Annotated in this window: 16 protein-coding genes and 7 tRNA genes; 20 read left to right on the top strand and 3 right to left on the bottom strand. The window is 51.2% G+C overall.

The window, feature by feature from the left end; all coding sequences use genetic code 11:
* Nucleotides 1-15 precede the first annotated feature (15 nt).
* Nucleotides 16-768: a ribonucleotide monophosphatase NagD gene (nagD, locus tag QUE34_RS03695; RefSeq protein ID WP_000153129.1), complete on the top strand. Its 753-nt coding sequence runs from the start codon at nucleotides 16-18 to the stop codon at nucleotides 766-768.
* A 396-nt stretch (nucleotides 769-1,164) separates the two neighbouring features.
* A complete protein-coding gene (gene asnB, locus QUE34_RS03690) occupies nucleotides 1,165-2,829 on the top strand; it encodes an asparagine synthase B (protein WP_000337081.1) in 1,665 nt (554 codons plus the stop codon).
* Between the two features lie 41 nt (nucleotides 2,830-2,870).
* Here asnB and QUE34_RS03685 read toward each other — a convergent pair whose 3' ends face one another.
* Nucleotides 2,871-3,308 (bottom strand): hypothetical protein, encoded by a 438-nt coding sequence (locus QUE34_RS03685; RefSeq protein ID WP_000943486.1) that lies wholly within the window; start codon nucleotides 3,306-3,308, stop codon nucleotides 2,871-2,873.
* Between the two features lie 332 nt (nucleotides 3,309-3,640).
* Here QUE34_RS03685 and QUE34_RS03680 point away from each other — a divergent pair.
* The 7 genes from QUE34_RS03680 (at nucleotide 3,641) to QUE34_RS03650 (ending at nucleotide 4,346) form a co-directional block, all read left to right on the top strand.
* Nucleotides 3,641-3,717: transfer RNA gene (locus tag QUE34_RS03680), tRNA-Met, on the top strand.
* A 10-nt stretch (nucleotides 3,718-3,727) separates the two neighbouring features.
* A tRNA-Leu gene (locus QUE34_RS03675) sits at nucleotides 3,728-3,812 on the top strand.
* A 23-nt stretch (nucleotides 3,813-3,835) separates the two neighbouring features.
* Nucleotides 3,836-3,910, top strand: a tRNA-Gln gene (locus QUE34_RS03670).
* A 34-nt stretch (nucleotides 3,911-3,944) separates the two neighbouring features.
* A tRNA-Gln gene (locus tag QUE34_RS03665) sits at nucleotides 3,945-4,019 on the top strand.
* 15 nt (nucleotides 4,020-4,034) lie between these two features.
* Nucleotides 4,035-4,111, top strand: a tRNA-Met gene (locus QUE34_RS03660).
* Between the two features lie 48 nt (nucleotides 4,112-4,159).
* Nucleotides 4,160-4,234: transfer RNA gene (locus QUE34_RS03655), tRNA-Gln, on the top strand.
* A gap of 37 nt (nucleotides 4,235-4,271) precedes the next feature.
* A tRNA-Gln gene (locus tag QUE34_RS03650) sits at nucleotides 4,272-4,346 on the top strand.
* Nucleotides 4,347-4,499: 153 nt separating this feature from the next.
* On the opposite strand, the gene ubiF is transcribed toward QUE34_RS03650, so the two are convergent.
* Complete coding sequence (gene ubiF / locus QUE34_RS03645) at nucleotides 4,500-5,675, bottom strand: 3-demethoxyubiquinol 3-hydroxylase (RefSeq protein WP_032302681.1); 1,176 nt, start codon at nucleotides 5,673-5,675, stop codon at nucleotides 4,500-4,502.
* Between the two features lie 145 nt (nucleotides 5,676-5,820).
* On the opposite strand from ubiF, the gene miaB reads away from it, so the two are divergent.
* From miaB to lnt, 5 genes are all read left to right on the top strand, one after another.
* Nucleotides 5,821-7,245, top strand: a complete 1,425-nt coding sequence (gene miaB / locus QUE34_RS03640; protein WP_000162740.1) for a tRNA (N6-isopentenyl adenosine(37)-C2)-methylthiotransferase MiaB — start codon at nucleotides 5,821-5,823, stop codon at nucleotides 7,243-7,245.
* Between the two features lie 152 nt (nucleotides 7,246-7,397).
* Nucleotides 7,398-8,438 (top strand): PhoH family protein, encoded by a 1,041-nt coding sequence (locus tag QUE34_RS03635; RefSeq protein ID WP_001018040.1) that lies wholly within the window; start codon nucleotides 7,398-7,400, stop codon nucleotides 8,436-8,438.
* Nucleotides 8,435-8,902, top strand: coding sequence for an rRNA maturation RNase YbeY (gene ybeY / locus QUE34_RS03630; protein WP_000084469.1), 468 nt, complete (start codon nucleotides 8,435-8,437; stop codon nucleotides 8,900-8,902). Before QUE34_RS03635 ends, ybeY begins: the two co-directional genes overlap by 4 nt.
* Before the next feature lie 89 nt (nucleotides 8,903-8,991).
* Nucleotides 8,992-9,870 (top strand): CNNM family magnesium/cobalt transport protein CorC, encoded by an 879-nt coding sequence (gene corC / locus QUE34_RS03625; RefSeq protein WP_001278605.1) that lies wholly within the window; start codon nucleotides 8,992-8,994, stop codon nucleotides 9,868-9,870.
* 24 nt (nucleotides 9,871-9,894) lie between these two features.
* Complete coding sequence (gene lnt / locus QUE34_RS03620; RefSeq protein ID WP_032302680.1) at nucleotides 9,895-11,433, top strand: apolipoprotein N-acyltransferase; 1,539 nt, start codon at nucleotides 9,895-9,897, stop codon at nucleotides 11,431-11,433.
* 130 nt (nucleotides 11,434-11,563) lie between these two features.
* On the opposite strand, the gene QUE34_RS03615 is transcribed toward lnt, so the two are convergent.
* Nucleotides 11,564-13,441 (bottom strand): rhomboid family intramembrane serine protease, encoded by a 1,878-nt coding sequence (locus tag QUE34_RS03615; protein ID WP_103253825.1) that lies wholly within the window; start codon nucleotides 13,439-13,441, stop codon nucleotides 11,564-11,566.
* 455 nt (nucleotides 13,442-13,896) lie between these two features.
* On the opposite strand from QUE34_RS03615, the gene gltI reads away from it, so the two are divergent.
* The 6 genes from gltI to hscC all read left to right on the top strand — a co-directional run bounded on the left by gltI (nucleotide 13,897) and on the right by hscC (nucleotide 19,921).
* Nucleotides 13,897-14,805, top strand: a complete 909-nt coding sequence (gltI, locus tag QUE34_RS03610) for a glutamate/aspartate ABC transporter substrate-binding protein GltI (RefSeq protein WP_001177085.1) — start codon at nucleotides 13,897-13,899, stop codon at nucleotides 14,803-14,805.
* A gap of 169 nt (nucleotides 14,806-14,974) precedes the next feature.
* The gene (gene gltJ, locus QUE34_RS03605; protein WP_000020941.1) at nucleotides 14,975-15,715 is read left to right on the top strand and encodes a glutamate/aspartate ABC transporter permease GltJ; all 741 of its coding nucleotides are present in this window, start codon (nucleotides 14,975-14,977) and stop codon (nucleotides 15,713-15,715) included.
* The gene (gene gltK, locus QUE34_RS03600; RefSeq protein ID WP_000272807.1) at nucleotides 15,715-16,389 is read left to right on the top strand and encodes a glutamate/aspartate ABC transporter permease GltK; all 675 of its coding nucleotides are present in this window, start codon (nucleotides 15,715-15,717) and stop codon (nucleotides 16,387-16,389) included. Before gltJ ends, gltK begins: the two co-directional genes overlap by 1 nt.
* A complete protein-coding gene (gene gltL, locus QUE34_RS03595; protein WP_103253826.1) occupies nucleotides 16,389-17,114 on the top strand; it encodes a glutamate/aspartate ABC transporter ATP-binding protein GltL in 726 nt (241 codons plus the stop codon). The genes gltK and gltL overlap by 1 nt, the downstream gene beginning before the upstream one ends.
* A 117-nt stretch (nucleotides 17,115-17,231) precedes the next feature.
* Nucleotides 17,232-18,167 carry a pyrimidine-specific ribonucleoside hydrolase RihA gene (gene rihA, locus QUE34_RS03590; protein WP_103253827.1) on the top strand — a complete coding sequence of 312 codons (936 nt, stop codon included), beginning with the start codon at nucleotides 17,232-17,234 and terminating at the stop codon, nucleotides 18,165-18,167.
* 83 nt (nucleotides 18,168-18,250) lie between these two features.
* Nucleotides 18,251-19,921 carry a molecular chaperone HscC gene (gene hscC / locus QUE34_RS03585; RefSeq protein WP_089582969.1) on the top strand — a complete coding sequence of 557 codons (1,671 nt, stop codon included), beginning with the start codon at nucleotides 18,251-18,253 and terminating at the stop codon, nucleotides 19,919-19,921.
* Nucleotides 19,922-19,962 lie beyond the last annotated feature (41 nt).

The raw sequence follows: 19,962 nt of genomic DNA, 5'->3' as shown, positions 1-19,962 counted from the left end.
TATTCTGGGTAGTCCATGACCATTAAAAATGTAATTTGCGATATCGACGGCGTGCTAATGCACGATAACGTCGCCGTACCGGGTGCAGCGGAATTTTTGCACGGGATTATGGATAAAGGCCTGCCGCTGGTGTTGCTGACCAACTATCCTTCGCAGACCGGGCAAGATCTGGCGAACCGCTTTGCCACTGCGGGTGTCGATGTGCCGGACAGCGTGTTTTATACCTCCGCGATGGCGACCGCCGATTTCCTGCGTCGCCAGGAAGGCAAGAAAGCGTATGTGGTGGGCGAAGGCGCACTGATTCATGAACTGTACAAAGCCGGTTTCACTATTACCGATGTGAACCCTGATTTTGTGATTGTTGGCGAAACGCGTTCCTACAACTGGGACATGATGCATAAAGCAGCCTATTTCGTCGCTAACGGTGCACGCTTTATCGCCACCAACCCGGACACCCACGGGCGCGGTTTTTATCCGGCCTGTGGCGCGCTATGCGCGGGGATCGAAAAAATCTCCGGACGTAAACCGTTCTATGTTGGTAAGCCGAGTCCGTGGATCATCCGCGCAGCATTAAACAAAATGCAGGCGCATTCGGAAGAAACGGTGATTGTCGGCGATAACTTGCGCACCGACATTCTGGCGGGCTTCCAGGCCGGTCTGGAGACGATTCTGGTGCTTTCTGGTGTTTCATCGCTCGACGATATCGACAGTATGCCGTTCCGCCCAAGCTGGATTTACCCGTCAGTCGCTGAAATCGACGTTATCTGAATACCACCCACGTCTGCGGACGTGGTTGGCTCTGATGACAAACGCCAAACTGCCTGATGCGCTACGCTTATCAGGCCTACGCAGCTCCTGCAATATATTGAATTTTCATGCTTTTGTAGGCAGGATAAGGCGTTCACGCCGCATCCGGCATGAACAAATCGCACTTTGTCAGCAATTTGGCCCCCGTAAAATATAACCATTTAATAAAACCCGCTAAAAATTATCGATTCATCAATAAATACATCCTCACACCAGACCTTTTTTCACCAATCGACAATCACCATTACGTTTTTTATTTTCCCCCTGCCAAATCGCTTGCGCATAGTGCTGCTTTGCGGCATTTTTTTAAACAAGCAAACACAACAAGCAACAAATACCAGGTTAACGGAGAAGGTTATGTGTTCAATTTTTGGCGTATTCGATATCAAAACAGACGCAGTTGAGCTGCGTAAGAAAGCACTCGAGCTGTCACGCTTGATGCGTCATCGTGGCCCGGACTGGTCCGGTATTTATGCCAGCGATAACGCCATTCTCGCCCACGAACGTCTGTCCATTGTTGACGTTAACGCGGGGGCGCAACCTCTCTACAACCAACAAAAAACTCATGTGCTGGCAGTAAACGGTGAAATCTACAACCACCAGGCATTGCGCGCTGAATATGGCGATCGTTACCAGTTCCAGACCGGGTCTGACTGTGAAGTGATCCTCGCGCTGTATCAGGAAAAAGGGCCGGAATTTCTCGACGATTTGCAGGGCATGTTCGCTTTTGCCCTGTACGACAGCGAAAAAGATGCGTATCTGATTGGTCGCGACCATCTGGGGATCATCCCGCTATATATGGGCTATGACGAACACGGTCAGCTGTATGTGGCCTCAGAAATGAAAGCTCTCGTGCCAGTATGCCGCACGATTAAAGAGTTCCCGGCGGGGAGCTATTTATGGAGTCAGGACGGCGAAATCCGTTCTTATTATCACCGCGACTGGTTCGACTACGATGCGGTGAAAGATAACGTGACCGACAAAAACGAGCTGCGTCAGGCACTGGAAGATTCCGTTAAAAGCCATCTGATGTCTGATGTGCCTTACGGTGTGCTGCTTTCTGGTGGTCTGGATTCCTCAATTATTTCCGCGATCACCAAGAAATACGCCGCCCGTCGCGTGGAAGATCAGGAACGCTCTGAAGCCTGGTGGCCGCAGCTGCACTCCTTTGCTGTAGGTCTGCCGGGTTCACCGGATCTGAAGGCAGCCCAGGAAGTGGCAAACCATTTGGGCACTGTGCATCATGAAATTCACTTCACTGTACAGGAAGGTCTGGACGCCATCCGCGACGTGATTTACCACATTGAAACCTATGATGTGACGACTATCCGCGCTTCAACACCGATGTATTTAATGTCGCGTAAGATCAAAGCGATGGGCATTAAAATGGTGCTGTCCGGTGAAGGTTCTGATGAAGTGTTTGGCGGTTATCTCTACTTCCACAAAGCGCCGAACGCTAAAGAACTGCATGAAGAGACGGTGCGCAAACTGCTGGCCCTGCATATGTATGACTGCGCGCGCGCCAACAAAGCGATGTCCGCCTGGGGCGTGGAAGCGCGCGTTCCGTTCCTCGACAAGAAATTCCTCGACGTGGCAATGCGTATTAACCCCCAGGATAAAATGTGCGGTAACGGCAAGATGGAAAAACACATCCTGCGTGAATGTTTTGAGTCGTACCTGCCTGCAAGTGTGGCCTGGCGGCAGAAAGAGCAGTTTTCCGATGGCGTCGGTTACAGTTGGATAGACACTCTGAAAGAAGTGGCGGCGCAGCAGGTTTCTGATCAACAACTGGAAACTGCCCGTTTCCGCTTCCCGTACAACACGCCGACCTCAAAAGAAGCGTATCTGTACCGGGAGATCTTTGAAGAACTGTTCCCGCTACCGAGCGCCGCTGAGTGTGTACCGGGCGGCCCGTCCGTCGCGTGTTCTTCCGCTAAAGCGATTGAATGGGATGAGGCGTTCAAGAAAATGGACGATCCGTCTGGTCGTGCGGTTGGCGTTCACCAGTCGGCCTATAAGTAAGAAAGGCGGTACTGCCCCGGAGAAATCCGGGGCTGTTTCAGTTATTGAGCTGCTTGTTGATTCTGATATGCAGTAAGGAAATGTTCCGGGTTTGCCACATCACTGTTTGACAACTCATCACTGTAGGCCACCGACCAGGTCGCCTGCTCATCCGGAATATGCAGGCTGCCATTCCCCTCTTTCAGGCGTAATAACTCAAAAGATTTGCCCTTAATTACGGCGGTATAGGATTTTTCACCTTCCTGTAATGCTTTCACTTTACAGCGAAAAATCTGGCCATCGATGTCATTATCAACATGCGATACCTGAATGAGGGCTTCATTAGAGGCTTTCGGCCCTATCCGCATCATCCACACCACAGCGCCTTCCTGCCCACGATAGCCAAAAACATATTTACCGATTTCCGGTTTGACCGTATCGGCAAACGCAGATTGCATAAGTAATAACGCACCCATCAGCGCCGTCATAAAACGCAGCATAGTATTCCCTCAATAAATCGCCTGAAGTGGTAGCAGAGATGCAGGCGTAGCGATCCCTGCCCTGTCCTGTTGCAACGGGTCAGTATTTCATAGATTAATTTCCTACCACTATTGTTGAATTCCGAATTTCATCCTGTATGACAAAAGAATGGCTGTAGGGTGGGGAAAAAACACAAAGTAAACAATAATTGACGAATATAGCGCCACGCTGTTCGCAACCTAACCAAACAGTCACTTTCGAGCAATTTTCCTTGAAAAAGAGGTTGACGCTGCAAGGCTCTATACGCATAATGCGCCCCGCAACGCCGATAAGGTATCGCGAAAAAAAAGATGGCTACGTAGCTCAGTTGGTTAGAGCACATCACTCATAATGATGGGGTCACAGGTTCGAATCCCGTCGTAGCCACCATCTTTTTTTTGCGGGAGTGGCGAAATTGGTAGACGCACCAGATTTAGGTTCTGGCGCCGCAAGGTGTGCGAGTTCAAGTCTCGCCTCCCGCACCATTCACCAGAAAGCGTTGTACGGATGGGGTATCGCCAAGCGGTAAGGCACCGGTTTTTGATACCGGCATTCCCTGGTTCGAATCCAGGTACCCCAGCCATCTTCTTCGAGTAAGCGGTTCACCGCCCGGTTATTGGGGTATCGCCAAGCGGTAAGGCACCGGTTTTTGATACCGGCATTCCCTGGTTCGAATCCAGGTACCCCAGCCATCGAAGAAACAATCTGGCTACGTAGCTCAGTTGGTTAGAGCACATCACTCATAATGATGGGGTCACAGGTTCGAATCCCGTCGTAGCCACCAAATTCTGAATGTGTCGAATACGTTCGGCAAATTCACAAACCAATTTGTTGGGGTATCGCCAAGCGGTAAGGCACCGGATTCTGATTCCGGCATTCCGAGGTTCGAATCCTCGTACCCCAGCCAATTTATTCAAGACGCTTACCTTGTAAGTGCACCCAGTTGGGGTATCGCCAAGCGGTAAGGCACCGGATTCTGATTCCGGCATTCCGAGGTTCGAATCCTCGTACCCCAGCCACATTAAAAAAGCTCGCTTCGGCGAGCTTTTTGCTTTTCTGCGTATATTCAATGTCGAATGCGATGTTGACACGTCTTATTCTTCAAAGTCGGATGCGACGCTGATGCGTCTTATCCGACCTACAGTTGGCATGCATCCGGCAATGTTGTAAGGCTACAACCCTAACGCATATTTCAGCGCCTGACGTTTCAACACGCCAGCTCGCTCCGCCGCCATTAACCCGAGATTACGCATAAAACGCAGTGGCGGCAGATTATTGCTGAATCCGGCATAAAACAGATCCATACCGCTTTGCATAATGAAGTTATCCGCCATACGCCGCATCTGGTAACGCTTGAGGACAGGATAACTGGCCCACGCTTCACCGTAGCTGCGGGCATTCACCAGAACGTCAATCAGCGCATCAACATCGCGATAACCAAGATTCACCCCCTGCCCCGCCAGCGGATGAATGGTGTGCGCCGCATCGCCCACCAGCGCAAGCCCTGGTTGCACATACTGCAACGCATGGCGGCGCGTCAGCGGAAACGCACCAGCGGCGAGTGGCATCACGTACCCAAGACGCGACGGGAAATGCTTCGCGATTTCCGCCTGGAGCTGCGCCATATTCATATTCTGCAACTGGCGAATACGCACCGGAGAGTCATACCACACCAGCGACGCCCAGTTATCAAACAGCGGCAGAAACGCGCGCGGCCCGTCCGGAGTAAACTGCTGCCAGGTGCTGTCGCCGGGATCATTCTCGCACTGTACGCTAATCAACATACACGACTGCGCATACTGCCAGGCATGAACGCCAATTCCCGCCATTTGCCGCACCTGCGAATTTGCACCGTCAGCGCCAATCACCAGCTTCGCCTGGATCACTTCGCCCCCCTTCAGTTCCAGTTCCTGAAGATCATTATGGCGATGCAGAGCAATCAGTGAGCCTGGCACACGTAACGTTACTTTCGGATGCGCTTCCAGCGCCTGCCACAGCGCCTGTTGCAGGACAGTGTTTTCCACCATATAGCCAAGCAACGGCAGCTTCAATTCGGCTGCATCAAACACCACATGCGCCGTTTCCCACTCCCACGTTTCCAGTCTGCGATAAGGATGGCAACGCATGGCCTGTACCGCGTCCCAGACGCCTAAACCTTTAAGCAATGATACCGAAGCCGCGCTGATCGCCGAGATCCGCACGTCAGGCTGGCTGTCAGCGACAAACGGTGCAGGTTCTGCGTGCTCGATTACCGTTACCGAAAATCCGTGCTGTGCCAGTCCCAGCGCCAGTGCGCCGCCGACCATTCCTCCGCCGACAATGGCAATTTCCGTTGGTTGATTTGTCATGGTCAATCATCCTGTTAGCAATATGCTTTAAGTTTACAGGATTTTTACCCCCAAGGGCTGATAACGCTCATACTGGTCACAACGGCAGCAAAGCATTACACTATGCGCCCTGCATTCCTGGCTACTATTTCGCAAGAGCAAGTCGATGACCAAAAAACTCCATATTAAAACCTGGGGCTGTCAGATGAACGAGTACGATTCATCGAAGATGGCCGATCTGCTGGATGCCACCCACGGCTATCAACTGACCGACGTGGCGGAAGAAGCGGATGTGCTGCTGCTGAACACCTGCTCAATCCGCGAGAAGGCTCAGGAAAAAGTCTTCCATCAGTTGGGTCGCTGGAAACTGTTAAAAGAGAAGAATCCAGACCTGATTATCGGCGTCGGCGGCTGCGTGGCATCGCAAGAAGGCGAGCACATTCGCCAGCGCGCCCACTATGTTGATATTATTTTTGGGCCGCAAACGCTGCACCGTCTGCCGGAGATGATCAACTCCGTACGCGGCGACCGCAGCCCGGTTGTAGATATCAGCTTCCCGGAAATCGAGAAGTTTGACCGTCTGCCGGAACCGCGTGCCGAAGGACCAACCGCGTTTGTCTCCATCATGGAAGGCTGCAATAAATATTGCACCTACTGTGTGGTGCCTTACACCCGTGGTGAAGAGGTAAGCCGTCCTTCCGACGATATTCTGTTTGAGATTGCCCAGCTTGCGGCTCAGGGCGTGCGTGAAGTCAACCTGCTCGGTCAGAACGTGAACGCCTGGCGTGGTGAGAACTACGACGGCACCACCGGATCGTTTGCCGATCTGCTGCGTCTGGTTGCGGCGATCGACGGGATCGATCGTATTCGCTTTACCACCAGCCATCCGATCGAATTCACCGACGATATCATCGAAGTGTATCGCGACACGCCGGAGCTGGTGAGCTTCCTGCATCTGCCGGTTCAGAGCGGTTCCGATCGCATTCTAAACCTGATGGGACGTACCCACACGGCGCTGGAGTACAAAGCGATCATCCGTAAATTGCGTGCGGCGCGTCCTGATATTCAGATCAGTTCTGACTTCATTGTCGGCTTCCCGGGTGAAACCACCGAAGACTTCGAAAAAACGATGAAGCTGATTGCCGACGTCAATTTCGACATGAGCTACAGCTTTATCTTCTCCGCTCGTCCAGGAACGCCTGCCGCCGATATGGTTGATGATGTTCCGGAAGAAGAGAAGAAGCAGCGTCTGTATATTCTGCAAGAGCGCATTAATCAGCAAGCGATGGCATGGAGCCGCCGTATGCTCGGCACCACCCAGCGTATTCTGGTAGAAGGTACATCGCGTAAGAGCATCATGGAGCTTTCCGGTCGTACTGAAAATAACCGCGTGGTCAACTTCGAAGGTACGCCGGATATGATCGGTAAATTCGTCGATGTAGAAATTACCGACGTCTACCCGAACTCTCTGCGCGGTAAAGTGGTGCGAACTGAAGATGAAATGGGTCTGCGCGTGGCAGAAACACCGGAATCGGTGATTGCCCGTACCCGCAAAGAAAATGACCTGGGCGTGGGTTATTATCAGCCGTAATTCTCAGGCCCGCCGTTCCGGTGGGCCTTGTTTTTTCTCTCTTTATCCCCATCTTTATCGCAATGCTTGCGCCTTTTTCCTGTGGCGTGAATAATTTCCTTATAGGCCGGTGAATGTTCAGCTTCCGGCGGCATACAGATAAGAGGAACGGTTTGAACATAGACACTCGCGAAATCACTCTGGAGCCAGCAGACAACGCACGTCTGTTGAGCCTGTGCGGCCCGTTTGATGACAACATCAAACAACTCGAACGCCGTCTCGGCATCGAAATCAATCGCCGCGATAATCATTTTAAACTGACCGGCCGTCCGATTTGCGTCACCGCTGCGGCAGACATTCTGCGTAGCCTGTATGTCGATACTGCCCCGATGCGCGGTCAGATTCAGGATATCGAGCCGGAACAGATCCACCTTGCGATTAAAGAAGCGCGCGTGCTGGAACAAAGTGCGGAGAGCGTGCCGGAGTATGGCAAAGCGGTCAATATCAAGACCAAACGCGGTGTAATTAAACCGCGCACGCCAAACCAGGCGCAGTACATCGCCAATATTCTCGACCATGACATTACCTTCGGCGTTGGCCCGGCGGGTACGGGTAAAACCTACCTGGCAGTGGCTGCGGCAGTTGATGCCCTGGAGCGTCAGGAAATTCGCCGTATTCTGCTGACTCGTCCGGCGGTAGAAGCCGGTGAGAAACTGGGCTTCCTGCCTGGCGATTTAAGCCAGAAAGTGGACCCGTATCTGCGCCCGCTGTATGACGCGCTGTTTGAAATGTTGGGCTTTGAGAAAGTCGAGAAGCTGATTGAGCGCAACGTTATTGAAGTCGCACCACTGGCCTATATGCGTGGTCGTACGTTGAACGACGCGTTTATCATTCTTGATGAGAGCCAGAACACCACCATCGAACAGATGAAGATGTTCCTGACTCGTATCGGTTTTAACTCAAAAGCGGTTATTACCGGCGATGTCACGCAGATCGACTTACCGCGTAATACTAAATCAGGTTTACGTCACGCTATCGAAGTGTTAGCCGATGTCGAAGAGATCAGCTTTAACTTCTTCCACAGCGAAGACGTGGTTCGTCACCCGGTGGTAGCGCGTATCGTTAACGCTTATGAAGCCTGGGAAGAAGCCGAACAAAAACGAAAAGCGGCGCTGGCAGCAGAACGCAAGCGCGAAGAACAGGAACAAAAATGAGTCAGGTGATCCTCGATTTACAACTGGCATGTGAAGATAATTCCGGGTTACCGGAAGAGAGCCAGTTTCAGACATGGCTGAATGCGGTGATCCCGCAGTTTCAGGAAGAATCGGAAGTGACTATTCGCGTGGTCGATACCGCCGAAAGCCACAGTCTCAATCTGACCTATCGCGGTAAGGATAAGCCGACCAACGTGCTCTCCTTCCCGTTTGAAGTACCGCCTGGCATGGAGATGTCGCTGCTGGGCGATCTGGTTATCTGCCGTCAGGTGGTTGAGAAGGAAGCACAGGAGCAAGGCAAACCACTGGAAGCGCACTGGGCGCATATGGTGGTGCACGGCAGTCTGCATTTGTTAGGTTACGATCACATCGAAGACGACGAAGCAGAAGAAATGGAAGCCCTCGAAACAGAGATTATGCTTGCTCTGGGCTATGAGGATCCGTACATTGCCGAGAAAGAATAATTTGCCAGGCATTTGACTGGCAGACGTCCCCGCCGTTGGTGATTAACGACGGCGTTTTGATTAACTAACATGAGAACCCATACGACGCCATGAGCGACGACAATTCACACAGTAGTGACACGATAAGCAACAAGAAGGGATTTTTCTCCCTGTTACTCAGCCAACTTTTCCACGGTGAACCGAAAAACCGTGACGAACTGCTGGCGCTGATCCGTGATTCCGGGCAGAACGACCTTATCGACGAAGATACGCGCGATATGCTCGAAGGGGTGATGGACATCGCAGACCAACGCGTTCGCGACATCATGATCCCCCGCTCCCAGATGATTACCCTGAAACGCAACCAGACGCTGGACGAATGCCTTGATGTCATCATCGAGTCCGCCCACTCACGTTTCCCGGTGATTAGCGAAGACAAAGATCACATTGAAGGGATTCTGATGGCGAAAGACTTGCTGCCGTTTATGCGCAGCGATGCTGAAGCCTTCAGCATGGACAAAGTGTTACGTCAGGCGGTTGTCGTTCCTGAAAGTAAGCGCGTAGACCGGATGCTGAAAGAGTTTCGCTCTCAGCGTTACCACATGGCGATCGTCATTGACGAATTCGGTGGGGTTTCCGGTCTGGTGACCATTGAAGATATCCTGGAGCTGATTGTTGGTGAGATTGAAGACGAGTATGACGAAGAAGATGATATCGACTTCCGTCAGCTGAGTCGTCATACCTGGACCGTGCGCGCACTGGCTTCCATCGAAGATTTCAACGAAGCCTTCGGCACCCACTTTAGCGATGAAGAAGTCGACACCATCGGAGGTCTGGTGATGCAGGCATTTGGGCATCTCCCGGCGCGTGGCGAAACCATCGACATCGACGGTTACCAGTTCAAAGTGGCGATGGCTGACAGTCGGCGTATTATTCAGGTTCATGTCAAAATCCCGGATGACTCACCCCAGCCAAAGCTGGATGAATAAAACCGAAACTGGATAGATAACTACATGGCTTTTGCCTCATTAATTGAACGCCAGCGCATTCGCCTGCTGCTGGCGTTATTATTCGGTGCCTGCGGAACGCTGGCCTTCTCTCCTTACGACGTCTGGCCTGCGGCGATTATTTCGCTGATGGGGCTTCAGGCGCTGACCTTTAACCGCCGTCCACTCCAGTCTGCCGCTATTGGCTTTTGCTGGGGATTTGGCCTGTTTGGCAGCGGTATTAACTGGGTCTATGTCAGCATCGCGACCTTTGGCGGAATGCCTGGCCCAGTTAACATCTTCCTGGTGGTGCTGCTGGCAGCGTATTTGTCGCTGTATACCGGACTGTTTGCTGGCGTGCTGTCGCGTCTGTGGCCGAAAACCACCTGGCTACGCGTGGCGATTGCCGCCCCTGCTCTCTGGCAAGTGACCGAGTTTCTGCGCGGTTGGGTGCTGACTGGCTTCCCGTGGTTGCAGTTCGGCTATAGCCAGATTGACGGTCCGTTAAAAGGACTGGCACCGATAATGGGCGTGGAAGCCATTAACTTCCTGCTGATGATGGTAAGCGGCCTGCTGGCACTGGCGTTGGTCAAACGCAACTGGCGTCCGCTGGTGGTGGCCGTCGTGCTGTTTGCCCTTCCCTTCCCGCTACGTTACATCCAGTGGTTTACCCCGCAACCGGAGAAAACCATTCAGGTATCGATGGTTCAGGGCGACATTCCGCAATCGCTGAAGTGGGATGAAGGCCAGCTTCTCAATACGCTGAAGATTTACTACAACGCAACGGCACCGCTGATGGGCAAGTCATCGCTGATTATCTGGCCGGAGTCGGCGATAACCGACCTGGAAATTAATCAGCAGCCGTTCCTCAAAGCACTGGACGGTGAGTTGCGTGATAAAGGTAGCTCGCTGGTCACCGGGATTGTCGACGCGCGTCTCAATAAGCAGAACCGCTACGATACCTACAACACCATCATCACGCTGGGTAAAGGTGCACCGTATAGCTACGAATCAGCCGATCGCTATAACAAAAACCATCTGGTGCCGTTTGGCGAGTTTGTCCCGCTGGAGTCGATTCTGCGTCCGTTAGCACCGTTCTTTGACCTGCCGATGTCGTCATTCAGCCGTGGACCATATATCCAACCACCGCTGTCGGTAAATGGTATTGAGCTTACTGCGGCTATTTGCTACGAGATCATTCTCGGCGAGCAAGTGCGCGATAACTTCCGCCCGGATACCGACTATCTGCTGACTATCTCCAACGATGCGTGGTTTGGTAAGTCTATTGGCCCATGGCAGCACTTTCAGATGGCGCGAATGCGTGCGCTGGAGCTGGCGCGCCCGCTGCTGCGTAGCACCAATAATGGCATCACGGCGGTGATTGGTCCGCAGGGTGAGATTCAGGCGATGATCCCGCAATTCACCCGCGAGGTGTTGACCACTAATGTGACGCCGACTACCGGACTCACACCGTACGCACGTACCGGCAACTGGCCGCTGTGGGTGCTGACGGCACTGTTTGGTTTTGCCGCTGTGCTGATGAGACTGCGAGCACGTCAACGTTAATGTGAATGATGCACTGGCCAGCAAAATCGCATCATTTTTGCAGGCCAGATAAACTGTTCACACCACATCCGGTATCAACAAAACGTACTTTCTCATTGAGCTGTGGGGCGTGATTATCATGCCCCTTTTTTTACGGTTCAGGGATACAAGCCACATCGCCATATTGGGGATGCCGAATAATTGCCTGCGGATCAAGCGAGCGCGTCCTGTCCATTTGGATTAACCCGTTCTTCGCCATAACAAATATCTTTCTACCATCCGCTGAAAAACGAAGATGATTAACGTAGCTGGCAGGATAAACGCCAATAATCTGCCCGGCATTAATATTGAGCAGGATGACATAACCTTGCAGGCCATATGACACCAACGCTAAATACTGACCGTCCGGGCTAATACCCTCAACAGAATAAACGCTCCTGCTACACCATTGCGTCATAATGCTGGCTTGTTGATCCCCTGTGCTTATACCTGAAATCCCCTGACTATCGGCAAAAATAACCTCACCATTTTTTGGTCGGAATCCCATCGCAGAAACGACACCACGCGCATCACCTGCGGGAAAATCTTCTTTCTGATGCGTGATGGTATTGATCCGCACGATGTTACCTCTGCCTGCTCCCGGAACCAGTAATGTTTTTTCATCCGGGGAAAGTGCCATAACCCAGGCGCCTGGTTTACCGCTCGTCCCCGTCCCGTCGTATTTCTCCAGTGGGATATCCGCCACATGCTGATAAGTCACCAGATCAATCGCTGACACACTATTACTGGTGCGATTCATCACCCAGGCTTTTGTGCCATCACGCGAGAGGATAAGGCTGTCAGGATGGGCGCCGGTGGTAATCGACTGAATAATCTCCCCCGTCGCCACGTTAATGACCGATACTGCATTCGCTTCAAATGAAGTCGCATACAGCAACTTTTCATCGGGGCTTAACACCAGCGATCTGACGCCCTGATCTTTACAGCCACCACAATGTTTGACTGACTTTTCTTTCGCTATGGGCGCTGTAAAGGTATGCAGGATTTTCTTTTGTCCGAGGTCGAAAACAACAATACTGTTCGTGTTTTCAATTGCGGCATAAAACGTATTACCATCCCGACTGATCGCCATATCATGGATATCGGCAATCTCAGCGAGCAAATCACCACTGGCCTGTTCACGACTTACCGGAGCGGGTAATGTTTCCCTGAGGGCGTTGCGTTCCTCCGCTAACTGCTGCTTTTTATGCCGTCGCTCTTGTTCAATCTCCTGCGGATAAAACTCTTCACGCAGGCTTTGCCTGACCTGCAAAACTGATTCATCAATCTGCTGCTGCACAAGCCAGATAGCCCCGGTCAGTAGAAGACTACCCGCAACAATAATCCCGCCTTCCGTAACAAGTCGGTTTTGCCCAGATAAACGCGCACTCAGCCAACCCAACGCGCCCCCCGCAATCAGGCCGCCAATGTGGCAAGCGTTATCTATTCCTGTTTGCCGGGTACCATACAACAGTGTCAGCGCCACCATACCCAACAGAGAAAATACTCGCCGCTGGTTTTTATGGTGTGTACCCGCACCTGAAGAAAGCTGTGTTGCTATCGCAGCGCCAGCTATTCCCATAATTGCCCCGGATGCCCCAACGCTGATGACTATCTGCTCACTTTCGCGTAACGCATAACAGGCGCTGATGAGCCCACCAAAGATGCCGGAGAATAACCAGATAATCAGGAGTCGCCATTTCCCCAGTATCCGTTCCGCCACTGTCCCCACCACCAGGAGTGCAAACATATTCATCAGCAAATGGGAAAAACTACTGTGCAGAAAAACACTGCTCAATAAGCGCCAGGGTTCACCCGACAACGTGAGAGAGGCAACGTTAGCGCCGAGATGGATGAGTGCGGATTGATCGACTTCTTCATAACTCATCCATTGTGCGAGGTAACAAAATATCCCAACACATAGCGCAAAAAGGATCAGGGTTATTGCGGGTAATTGAACATTTAACGGCTTAACCGAAGATGCAGACATAAGGTGATTCTTCCTTGAAAAGACAGGTAAAAAAGCATTTTTCCCGTGTGCAGTTATCATCCCGGCAAACGTCCCATACCGAAAAGTTAACTCTGTCCGAAATATGACTTTTTCAGCCTGAAATTACAATCGTAATTAATTCATCCCTAAGTATTTTTTGGCATGTAAGTTGCTTTATTTACTGTGTAAGCAATGAAATCAGCCGCAACGCAACCGGGTTGCACCAACACAAATCAGCGGTAGCACCAAAAAGGTGCGGTTTAAGAATTTTGCTTCGGAATGGTGCGGCGCATCTCGCAAAAACAAACAATAAAACATCAATATCTTTACATTTAGCCAAACTAAATGTTACCTAACAAACACAACACTGCACAATAAAGTTGCAGATGATAACAACACAAACACTCACAACGGGTATCCATGCGTTCTTAACGCAGAAGATAAAGGAGTTGGATATGCAATTACGTAAACCTGCCACAGCAATCCTGGCCCTGGCGCTTTCCGCAGGACTGGCACAGGCAGATGACGCCGCCCCGGCAGCGGGCAGTACGCTGGACAAAATCGCCAAAAACGGTGTGATTGTCGTCGGTCACCGTGAATCTTCAGTACCTTTCTCTTATTACGACAATCAGCAAAAAGTGGTGGGTTACTCGCAGGATTACTCCAACGCCATTGTTGAAGCAGTGAAAAAGAAACTCAACAAACCGGACTTGCAGGTGAAACTGATTCCGATCACCTCACAAAACCGTATTCCTCTGCTGCAAAACGGCACTTTCGATTTTGAATGTGGTTCTACCACCAACAACGTCGAACGCCAAAAACAGGCGGCTTTCTCTGACACTATTTTCGTGGTCGGTACGCGCCTGCTGACCAAAAAGGGCGGCGATATCAAAGATTTTGCCGACCTGAAAGGCAAAGCCGTAGTCGTTACTTCCGGCACTACCTCTGAAGTTTTGCTCAACAAACTGAATGAAGAGCAAAAAATGAATATGCGCATCATCAGCGCCAAAGATCACGGTGACTCTTTCCGCACCCTGGAAAGCGGTCGTGCCGTTGCCTTTATGATGGATGACGCTCTGTTAGCCGGTGAGCGAGCGAAAGCGAAGAAACCAGACAACTGGGAAATCGTCGGCAAGCCGCAGTCTCAGGAAGCCTACGGTTGCATGTTGCGTAAAGACGATCCGCAGTTCAAAAAGCTGATGGATGACACTATCGCTCAGGTGCAGACCTCCGGTGAAGCGGAAAAATGGTTTGATAAGTGGTTCAAAAATCCAATTCCGCCGAAAAACCTGAACATGAATTTCGAACTGTCGGACGAAATGAAAGCACTGTTCAAAGAACCGAATGACAAGGCACTGAACTAATTACAAGAACCAGGGGCGGAAATTCCAGCCCTCTCGATTGTTACGTAGCACGGACAGACTATACGCCTGATGGCCGTTCCCCATCGGGCCTGAAAACCGCAATACGCTGGGTAACAATCTTCGAGGGTAGCAGTTAACGCTGCTACCCTCTTTTTTCTGGAGTAGATTTATGTCTATAGACTGGAACTGGGGTATTTTTTTACAACAAGCCCCGTTCGGCAACACCACCTATCTTGGTTGGATCTGGAGTGGTTTTCAGGTGACGATCGCTTTGTCGATCTGCGCCTGGATTATCGCTTTCCTTGTCGGTTCATTTTTCGGCATTTTACGTACCGTTCCAAACCGTTTTCTCTCCGGTCTGGGTACGTTGTATGTCGAACTGTTCCGCAACGTGCCGTTGATTGTGCAATTCTTTACCTGGTATCTGGTTATCCCTGAACTGTTGCCGGAAAAAATCGGCATGTGGTTTAAGGCAGAACTAGACCCAAATATTCAGTTTTTCCTCTCCTCCATGCTCTGTCTGGGACTGTTTACTGCAGCTCGTGTTTGCGAACAAGTACGCGCCGCGATTCAGTCGTTGCCGCGTGGGCAAAAGAATGCCGCGCTGGCAATGGGTCTGACGCTACCGCAGGCTTACCGCTACGTACTGTTGCCTAACGCTTATCGCGTTATCGTCCCGCCAATGACCTCTGAGATGATGAACCTGGTAAAAAACTCCGCCATCGCCTCGACCATCGGTCTGGTGGATATGGCGGCGCAGGCCGGTAAATTGCTCGATTACTCGGCCCACGCCTGGGAGTCATTTACCGCCATTACGCTGGCGTATGTGTTGATTAACGCTTTTATCATGCTGGTGATGACGCTGGTTGAACGTAAAGTTCGCCTGCCCGGCAACATGGGGGGCAAATAATGTACGAGTTTGACTGGAGTTCCATTGTTCCTTCCCTGCCATATCTGCTCGACGGGCTGGTGATCACCCTGAAAATCACCATCACGGCGGTGGTCATTGGTATTTTGTGGGGTACGATGCTGGCAGTAATGCGCTTGTCCAGCTTTGCGCCGATTGCCTGGTTTGCCAAAGCCTACGTTAACGTATTCCGCTCGATTCCTTTAGTCATGGTTTTGCTGTGGTTTTACCTGATTGTGCCGGGTTTTCTGCAAAACGTGCTGGGATTATCGCCAAAAAATGATATCCGTTTAATTTCGGCGATGGTGGCGTTTTCGATGTTTGAAGCGGCCTACTATTCAGAGATTATCCGTGCCGGTATTCAAAGTATTTCCCGTGGGCAGTCGAGCGCCGCGCTGGCGTTGGGGATGACTCACTGGCAGTCGATGAAACTGATTATTCTGCCGCAGGCGTTCCGCGCTATGGTGCCGCTGCTGCTCACTCAGGGCATCGTACTGTTCCAGGATACCTCACTGGTGTATGTGTTATCTCTGGCCGATTTCTTCCGTACCGCCTCAACCATTGGTGAGCGTGATGGTACACAGGTCGAAATGATTCTGTTTGCCGGGTTTGTTTATTTCGTTATTAGCCTTAGCGCATCGTTGTTGGTCAGCTACTTGAAAAGAAGGACAGCATAATGATTACCCTGAAAAATGTTTCAAAATGGTATGGTCACTTTCAGGTGCTGACCGACTGCTCAACCGAAGTGAGAAAAGGCGAAGTGGTGGTGGTTTGCGGCCCGTCAGGCTCCGGCAAATCAACACTGATTAAAACCGTCAACGGCCTCGAACCGGTGCAGCAAGGTGAAATCACCGTCGATGGCATCGTAGTTAATGATAAGAAAACCGATCTGGCAAAGTTGCGTTCCCGCGTCGGGATGGTGTTCCAGCATTTCGAGCTGTTCCCTCATTTGTCGATTATTGAAAACCTGACCCTGGCGCAGGTGAAAGTGCTTAAACGCGATAAAGCGCCCGCTCGTGAAAAAGCCCTGAAATTACTGGAGCGCGTAGGACTTTCCGCACATGCCACTAAATTTCCAGCGCAGCTTTCCGGCGGTCAACAGCAGCGTGTGGCAATCGCTCGCGCATTGTGCATGGACCCTATTGCGATGCTGTTCGACGAACCGACATCAGCGCTGGATCCGGAGATGATCAACGAAGTGCTGGACGTGATGGTCGAACTGGCGAACGAAGGAATGACCATGATGGTGGTGACCCACGAAATGGGCTTTGCCCGCAAAGTGGCGAATCGGGTGATCTTTATGGACGAGGGTAAAATTGTTGAAGACTCGCCGAAAGATGCTTTCTTCGATGATCCGAAATCGGACCGCGCAAAAGACTTCCTCGCGAAAATCCTGCATTAATCACTCTGGCGCGCATACCCAAGTGCGCGCCATCTCACGCTTTCTCGTTTCGGCCCTCGTATCTGTTACATCCTGGCGTTACCCTTGTCGCAAAGAAGCACACAACAAGGAGCAACAATGGCACTGCCAATTCTGTTAGATTGCGATCCAGGTCATGACGACGCTATCGCAATAGTTCTCGCCCTCGCCTCACCAGAGCTTGATGTCAAAGCAATTACGTCTTCCGCCGGAAACCAGACACCAGAAAAAACCTTACGCAATGTTCTGCGTATGCTGACCTTGCTTAATCGCACCGATATTCCGGTAGCAGGCGGCGCGGTAAAACCATTAATGCGTGATTTGATTATCGCGGACAATGTGCACGGCGAAAGCGGTCTCGACGGCCCTGCATTACCGGAACCGACGTTCGCACCGCAAAACTGTACGGCGGTGGAGTTGATGGCGAAAACGCTGCGTGAAAGTGCGGAACCTGTCACGATTGTTTCTACCGGACCGCAAACTAACGTTGCCTTGCTGCTCAATAGCCACCCGGAACTGCATAGCAAAATCGCCCGAATCGTGATTATGGGCGGCGCAATGGGGATTGGTAACTGGACGCCAGCCGCCGAGTTTAATATTTATGTTGACCCGGAAGCGGCAGAAATTGTCTTCCAGTCAGGGATCCCGGTGGTGATGGCCGGTCTGGATGTTACTCACAAAGCGCAAATTTACGTTGAGGACACCGAGCGTTTCCGCGCGATTGGCAACCCTGTTTCAACCATTGTTGCCGAACTGCTGGATTTCTTCCTCGAATATCATAAAGACGAAAAATGGGGCTTTGTTGGCGCACCGCTGCATGACCCATGCACCATCGCCTGGCTGTTGAAACCAGAGTTGTTTACCACTGTTGAGCGCTGGGTTGGCGTGGAAACACAAGGGAAATATACCCAGGGTATGACGGTTGTTGATTATTATTATCTGACCGGCAATAAACCGAATGCTACTGTAATGGTCGATGTTGATCGTCAGGGCTTTGTTGATTTACTGGCTGATCGTCTGAAATTTTACGCTTAACACACGTCATTGATTAAGATCACCACGCGTTACCTGGGTGGTCTTAATCTGTTTATCTCTTTTTCCTTTAAGATATAAATGCAATGGATAATGCAGAACTCGCCATTGGTATCGATCTCGGTACTACCAATAGTTTAATTGCCGTCTGGAAAGACGGTGCCGCGCAATTAATTCCAAATAAGTTCGGTGAATATTTAACACCATCCATAATTAGCATGGATGAAAATAATCATATTTTAGTCGGAAAACCCGCTGTATCACGGCGCACTTCGCATCCGGATAAAACGGCAGCGTTATTTAAACGTGCAATGGGCAGTAATACCAACTGGCGGTTAGGCAGCGACACATTTAACGCGCCTGAACTGTCCTCTTTGGTATTACGCTCATTAAAAGAAGATGCCGAAGAATTTCTGCAACGTCCGATTAAAGATGTGGTGATCTCCGTTCCGGCTTATTTCAGCGATGAACAACGCAAGCATACCCGTTTAGCAGCGGAGTTAGCCGGGTTAAATGCGGTACGCTTAATTAATGAACCCACAGCAGCTGCGATGGCATATGGCCTGCATACGCAACAAAATACCCGCTCGCTGGTTTTTGATCTCGGTGGCGGCACGTTTGACGTCACGGTGCTCGAATACGCCACGCCGGTGATTGAAGTTCACGCCTCCGCTGGCGACAACTTTCTTGGCGGCGAAGATTTTACTCATATGCTGGTGGATGAAGTTTTAAAACGCGCCGCAGTGGCTAAAAACATGCTCAACGAAAGTGAGCTGGCAGCCCTGTACACCAGCGTGGAAGCGGCAAAATGCAGCAATCAATTACCGCTGCAAATTAGCTGGCAGTATCAGGAAGAAACGCGTGAGTGCGAATTTTACGAGAACGAACTGGAAGATTTGTGGTTGCCGCTGCTCAATCGCTTGCGAGTGCCGATTGAACAGGCGTTGCGCGATGCACGTCTGAAGCCAAGTCAAATCGACAGTCTGGTGCTGGTTGGCGGCGCATCACAAATGCCGCTGGTGCAGCGAATCGCCGTGCGTCTGTTTGGCAAATTACCGTATCAAAGTTACGACCCGAGTACTATTGTCGCGCTGGGCGCAGCGATCCAGGCCGCCTGCCGCTTACGCAGCGAAGACATTGAAGAAGTGATCCTCACCGATATTTGCCCCTACTCCTTAGGTGTTGAAGTTAACCGCCAGGGCGTTTCCGGCATTTTCTCACCGATTATTGAACGAAACACCACTGTACCGGTGTCGCGTGTAGAAACTTACTCGACCATGCACCCGGAACAGGATTCAATTACGGTTAACGTCTATCAGGGAGAAAACCACAAAGTTAAAAATAACATTCTGGTAGAATCCTTCGATGTGCCGTTGAAGAAAACCGGGGCTTATCAGTCGATTGATATTCGCTTTAGTTATGATATCAACGGGTTGCTTGAAGTTGACGTGCTTCTGGAAGACGGCAGCGTTAAGTCCAGAGTCATTAACCACAGTCCTGTAACATTGAGCGCACAGCAGATTGAAGAGAGTCGGACGCGGTTATCCGCATTGAAAATTTATCCGCGCGATATGCTCATCAACCGCACCTTTAAGGCCAAACTGGAAGAGTTGTGGGCGCGGGCGCTGGGTGACGAGCGAGAAGAGATCGGCCGGGTGATCACCGATTTTGATGCGGCGTTGCAGTCAAACGATATGGCCCGCGTCGATGAAGTTCGGCGACGGGCGAGCGATTATTTGGCTATTGAGATCCCTTAAACACGGCTGCCGGATGCGGCATAAACGCTGCATTCGGCATC

Origin of the sequence: Escherichia sp. KS167_9B (assembly GCF_030295215.1) — a bacterium.
GTDB classification, from domain to species: domain Bacteria; phylum Pseudomonadota; class Gammaproteobacteria; order Enterobacterales; family Enterobacteriaceae; genus Escherichia; species Escherichia coli_F.
Note: the sequence above shows the minus strand (reverse complement) of the source record. Positions and strands in the feature narration are given on the sequence as shown.

Coding starts and splice junctions, on each gene's coding strand:
- corC (WP_001278605.1), top strand. CDS start 8,992: ATGAGCGACGACAATTCACACAGTAGTGACACGATAAGCAACAAGAAG.
- miaB (WP_000162740.1), top strand. CDS start 5,821: ATGACCAAAAAACTCCATATTAAAACCTGGGGCTGTCAGATGAACGAG.
- QUE34_RS03685 (WP_000943486.1), bottom strand. CDS start 3,308: ATGCTGCGTTTTATGACGGCGCTGATGGGTGCGTTATTACTTATGCAA.
- lnt (WP_032302680.1), top strand. CDS start 9,895: ATGGCTTTTGCCTCATTAATTGAACGCCAGCGCATTCGCCTGCTGCTG.
- gltL (WP_103253826.1), top strand. CDS start 16,389: ATGATTACCCTGAAAAATGTTTCAAAATGGTATGGTCACTTTCAGGTG.
- asnB (WP_000337081.1), top strand. CDS start 1,165: ATGTGTTCAATTTTTGGCGTATTCGATATCAAAACAGACGCAGTTGAG.
- hscC (WP_089582969.1), top strand. CDS start 18,251: ATGGATAATGCAGAACTCGCCATTGGTATCGATCTCGGTACTACCAAT.
- ybeY (WP_000084469.1), top strand. CDS start 8,435: ATGAGTCAGGTGATCCTCGATTTACAACTGGCATGTGAAGATAATTCC.
- gltJ (WP_000020941.1), top strand. CDS start 14,975: ATGTCTATAGACTGGAACTGGGGTATTTTTTTACAACAAGCCCCGTTC.
- rihA (WP_103253827.1), top strand. CDS start 17,232: ATGGCACTGCCAATTCTGTTAGATTGCGATCCAGGTCATGACGACGCT.
- ubiF (WP_032302681.1), bottom strand. CDS start 5,675: ATGACAAATCAACCAACGGAAATTGCCATTGTCGGCGGAGGAATGGTC.
- nagD (WP_000153129.1), top strand. CDS start 16: ATGACCATTAAAAATGTAATTTGCGATATCGACGGCGTGCTAATGCAC.
- gltI (WP_001177085.1), top strand. CDS start 13,897: ATGCAATTACGTAAACCTGCCACAGCAATCCTGGCCCTGGCGCTTTCC.
- gltK (WP_000272807.1), top strand. CDS start 15,715: ATGTACGAGTTTGACTGGAGTTCCATTGTTCCTTCCCTGCCATATCTG.
- QUE34_RS03615 (WP_103253825.1), bottom strand. CDS start 13,441: ATGTCTGCATCTTCGGTTAAGCCGTTAAATGTTCAATTACCCGCAATA.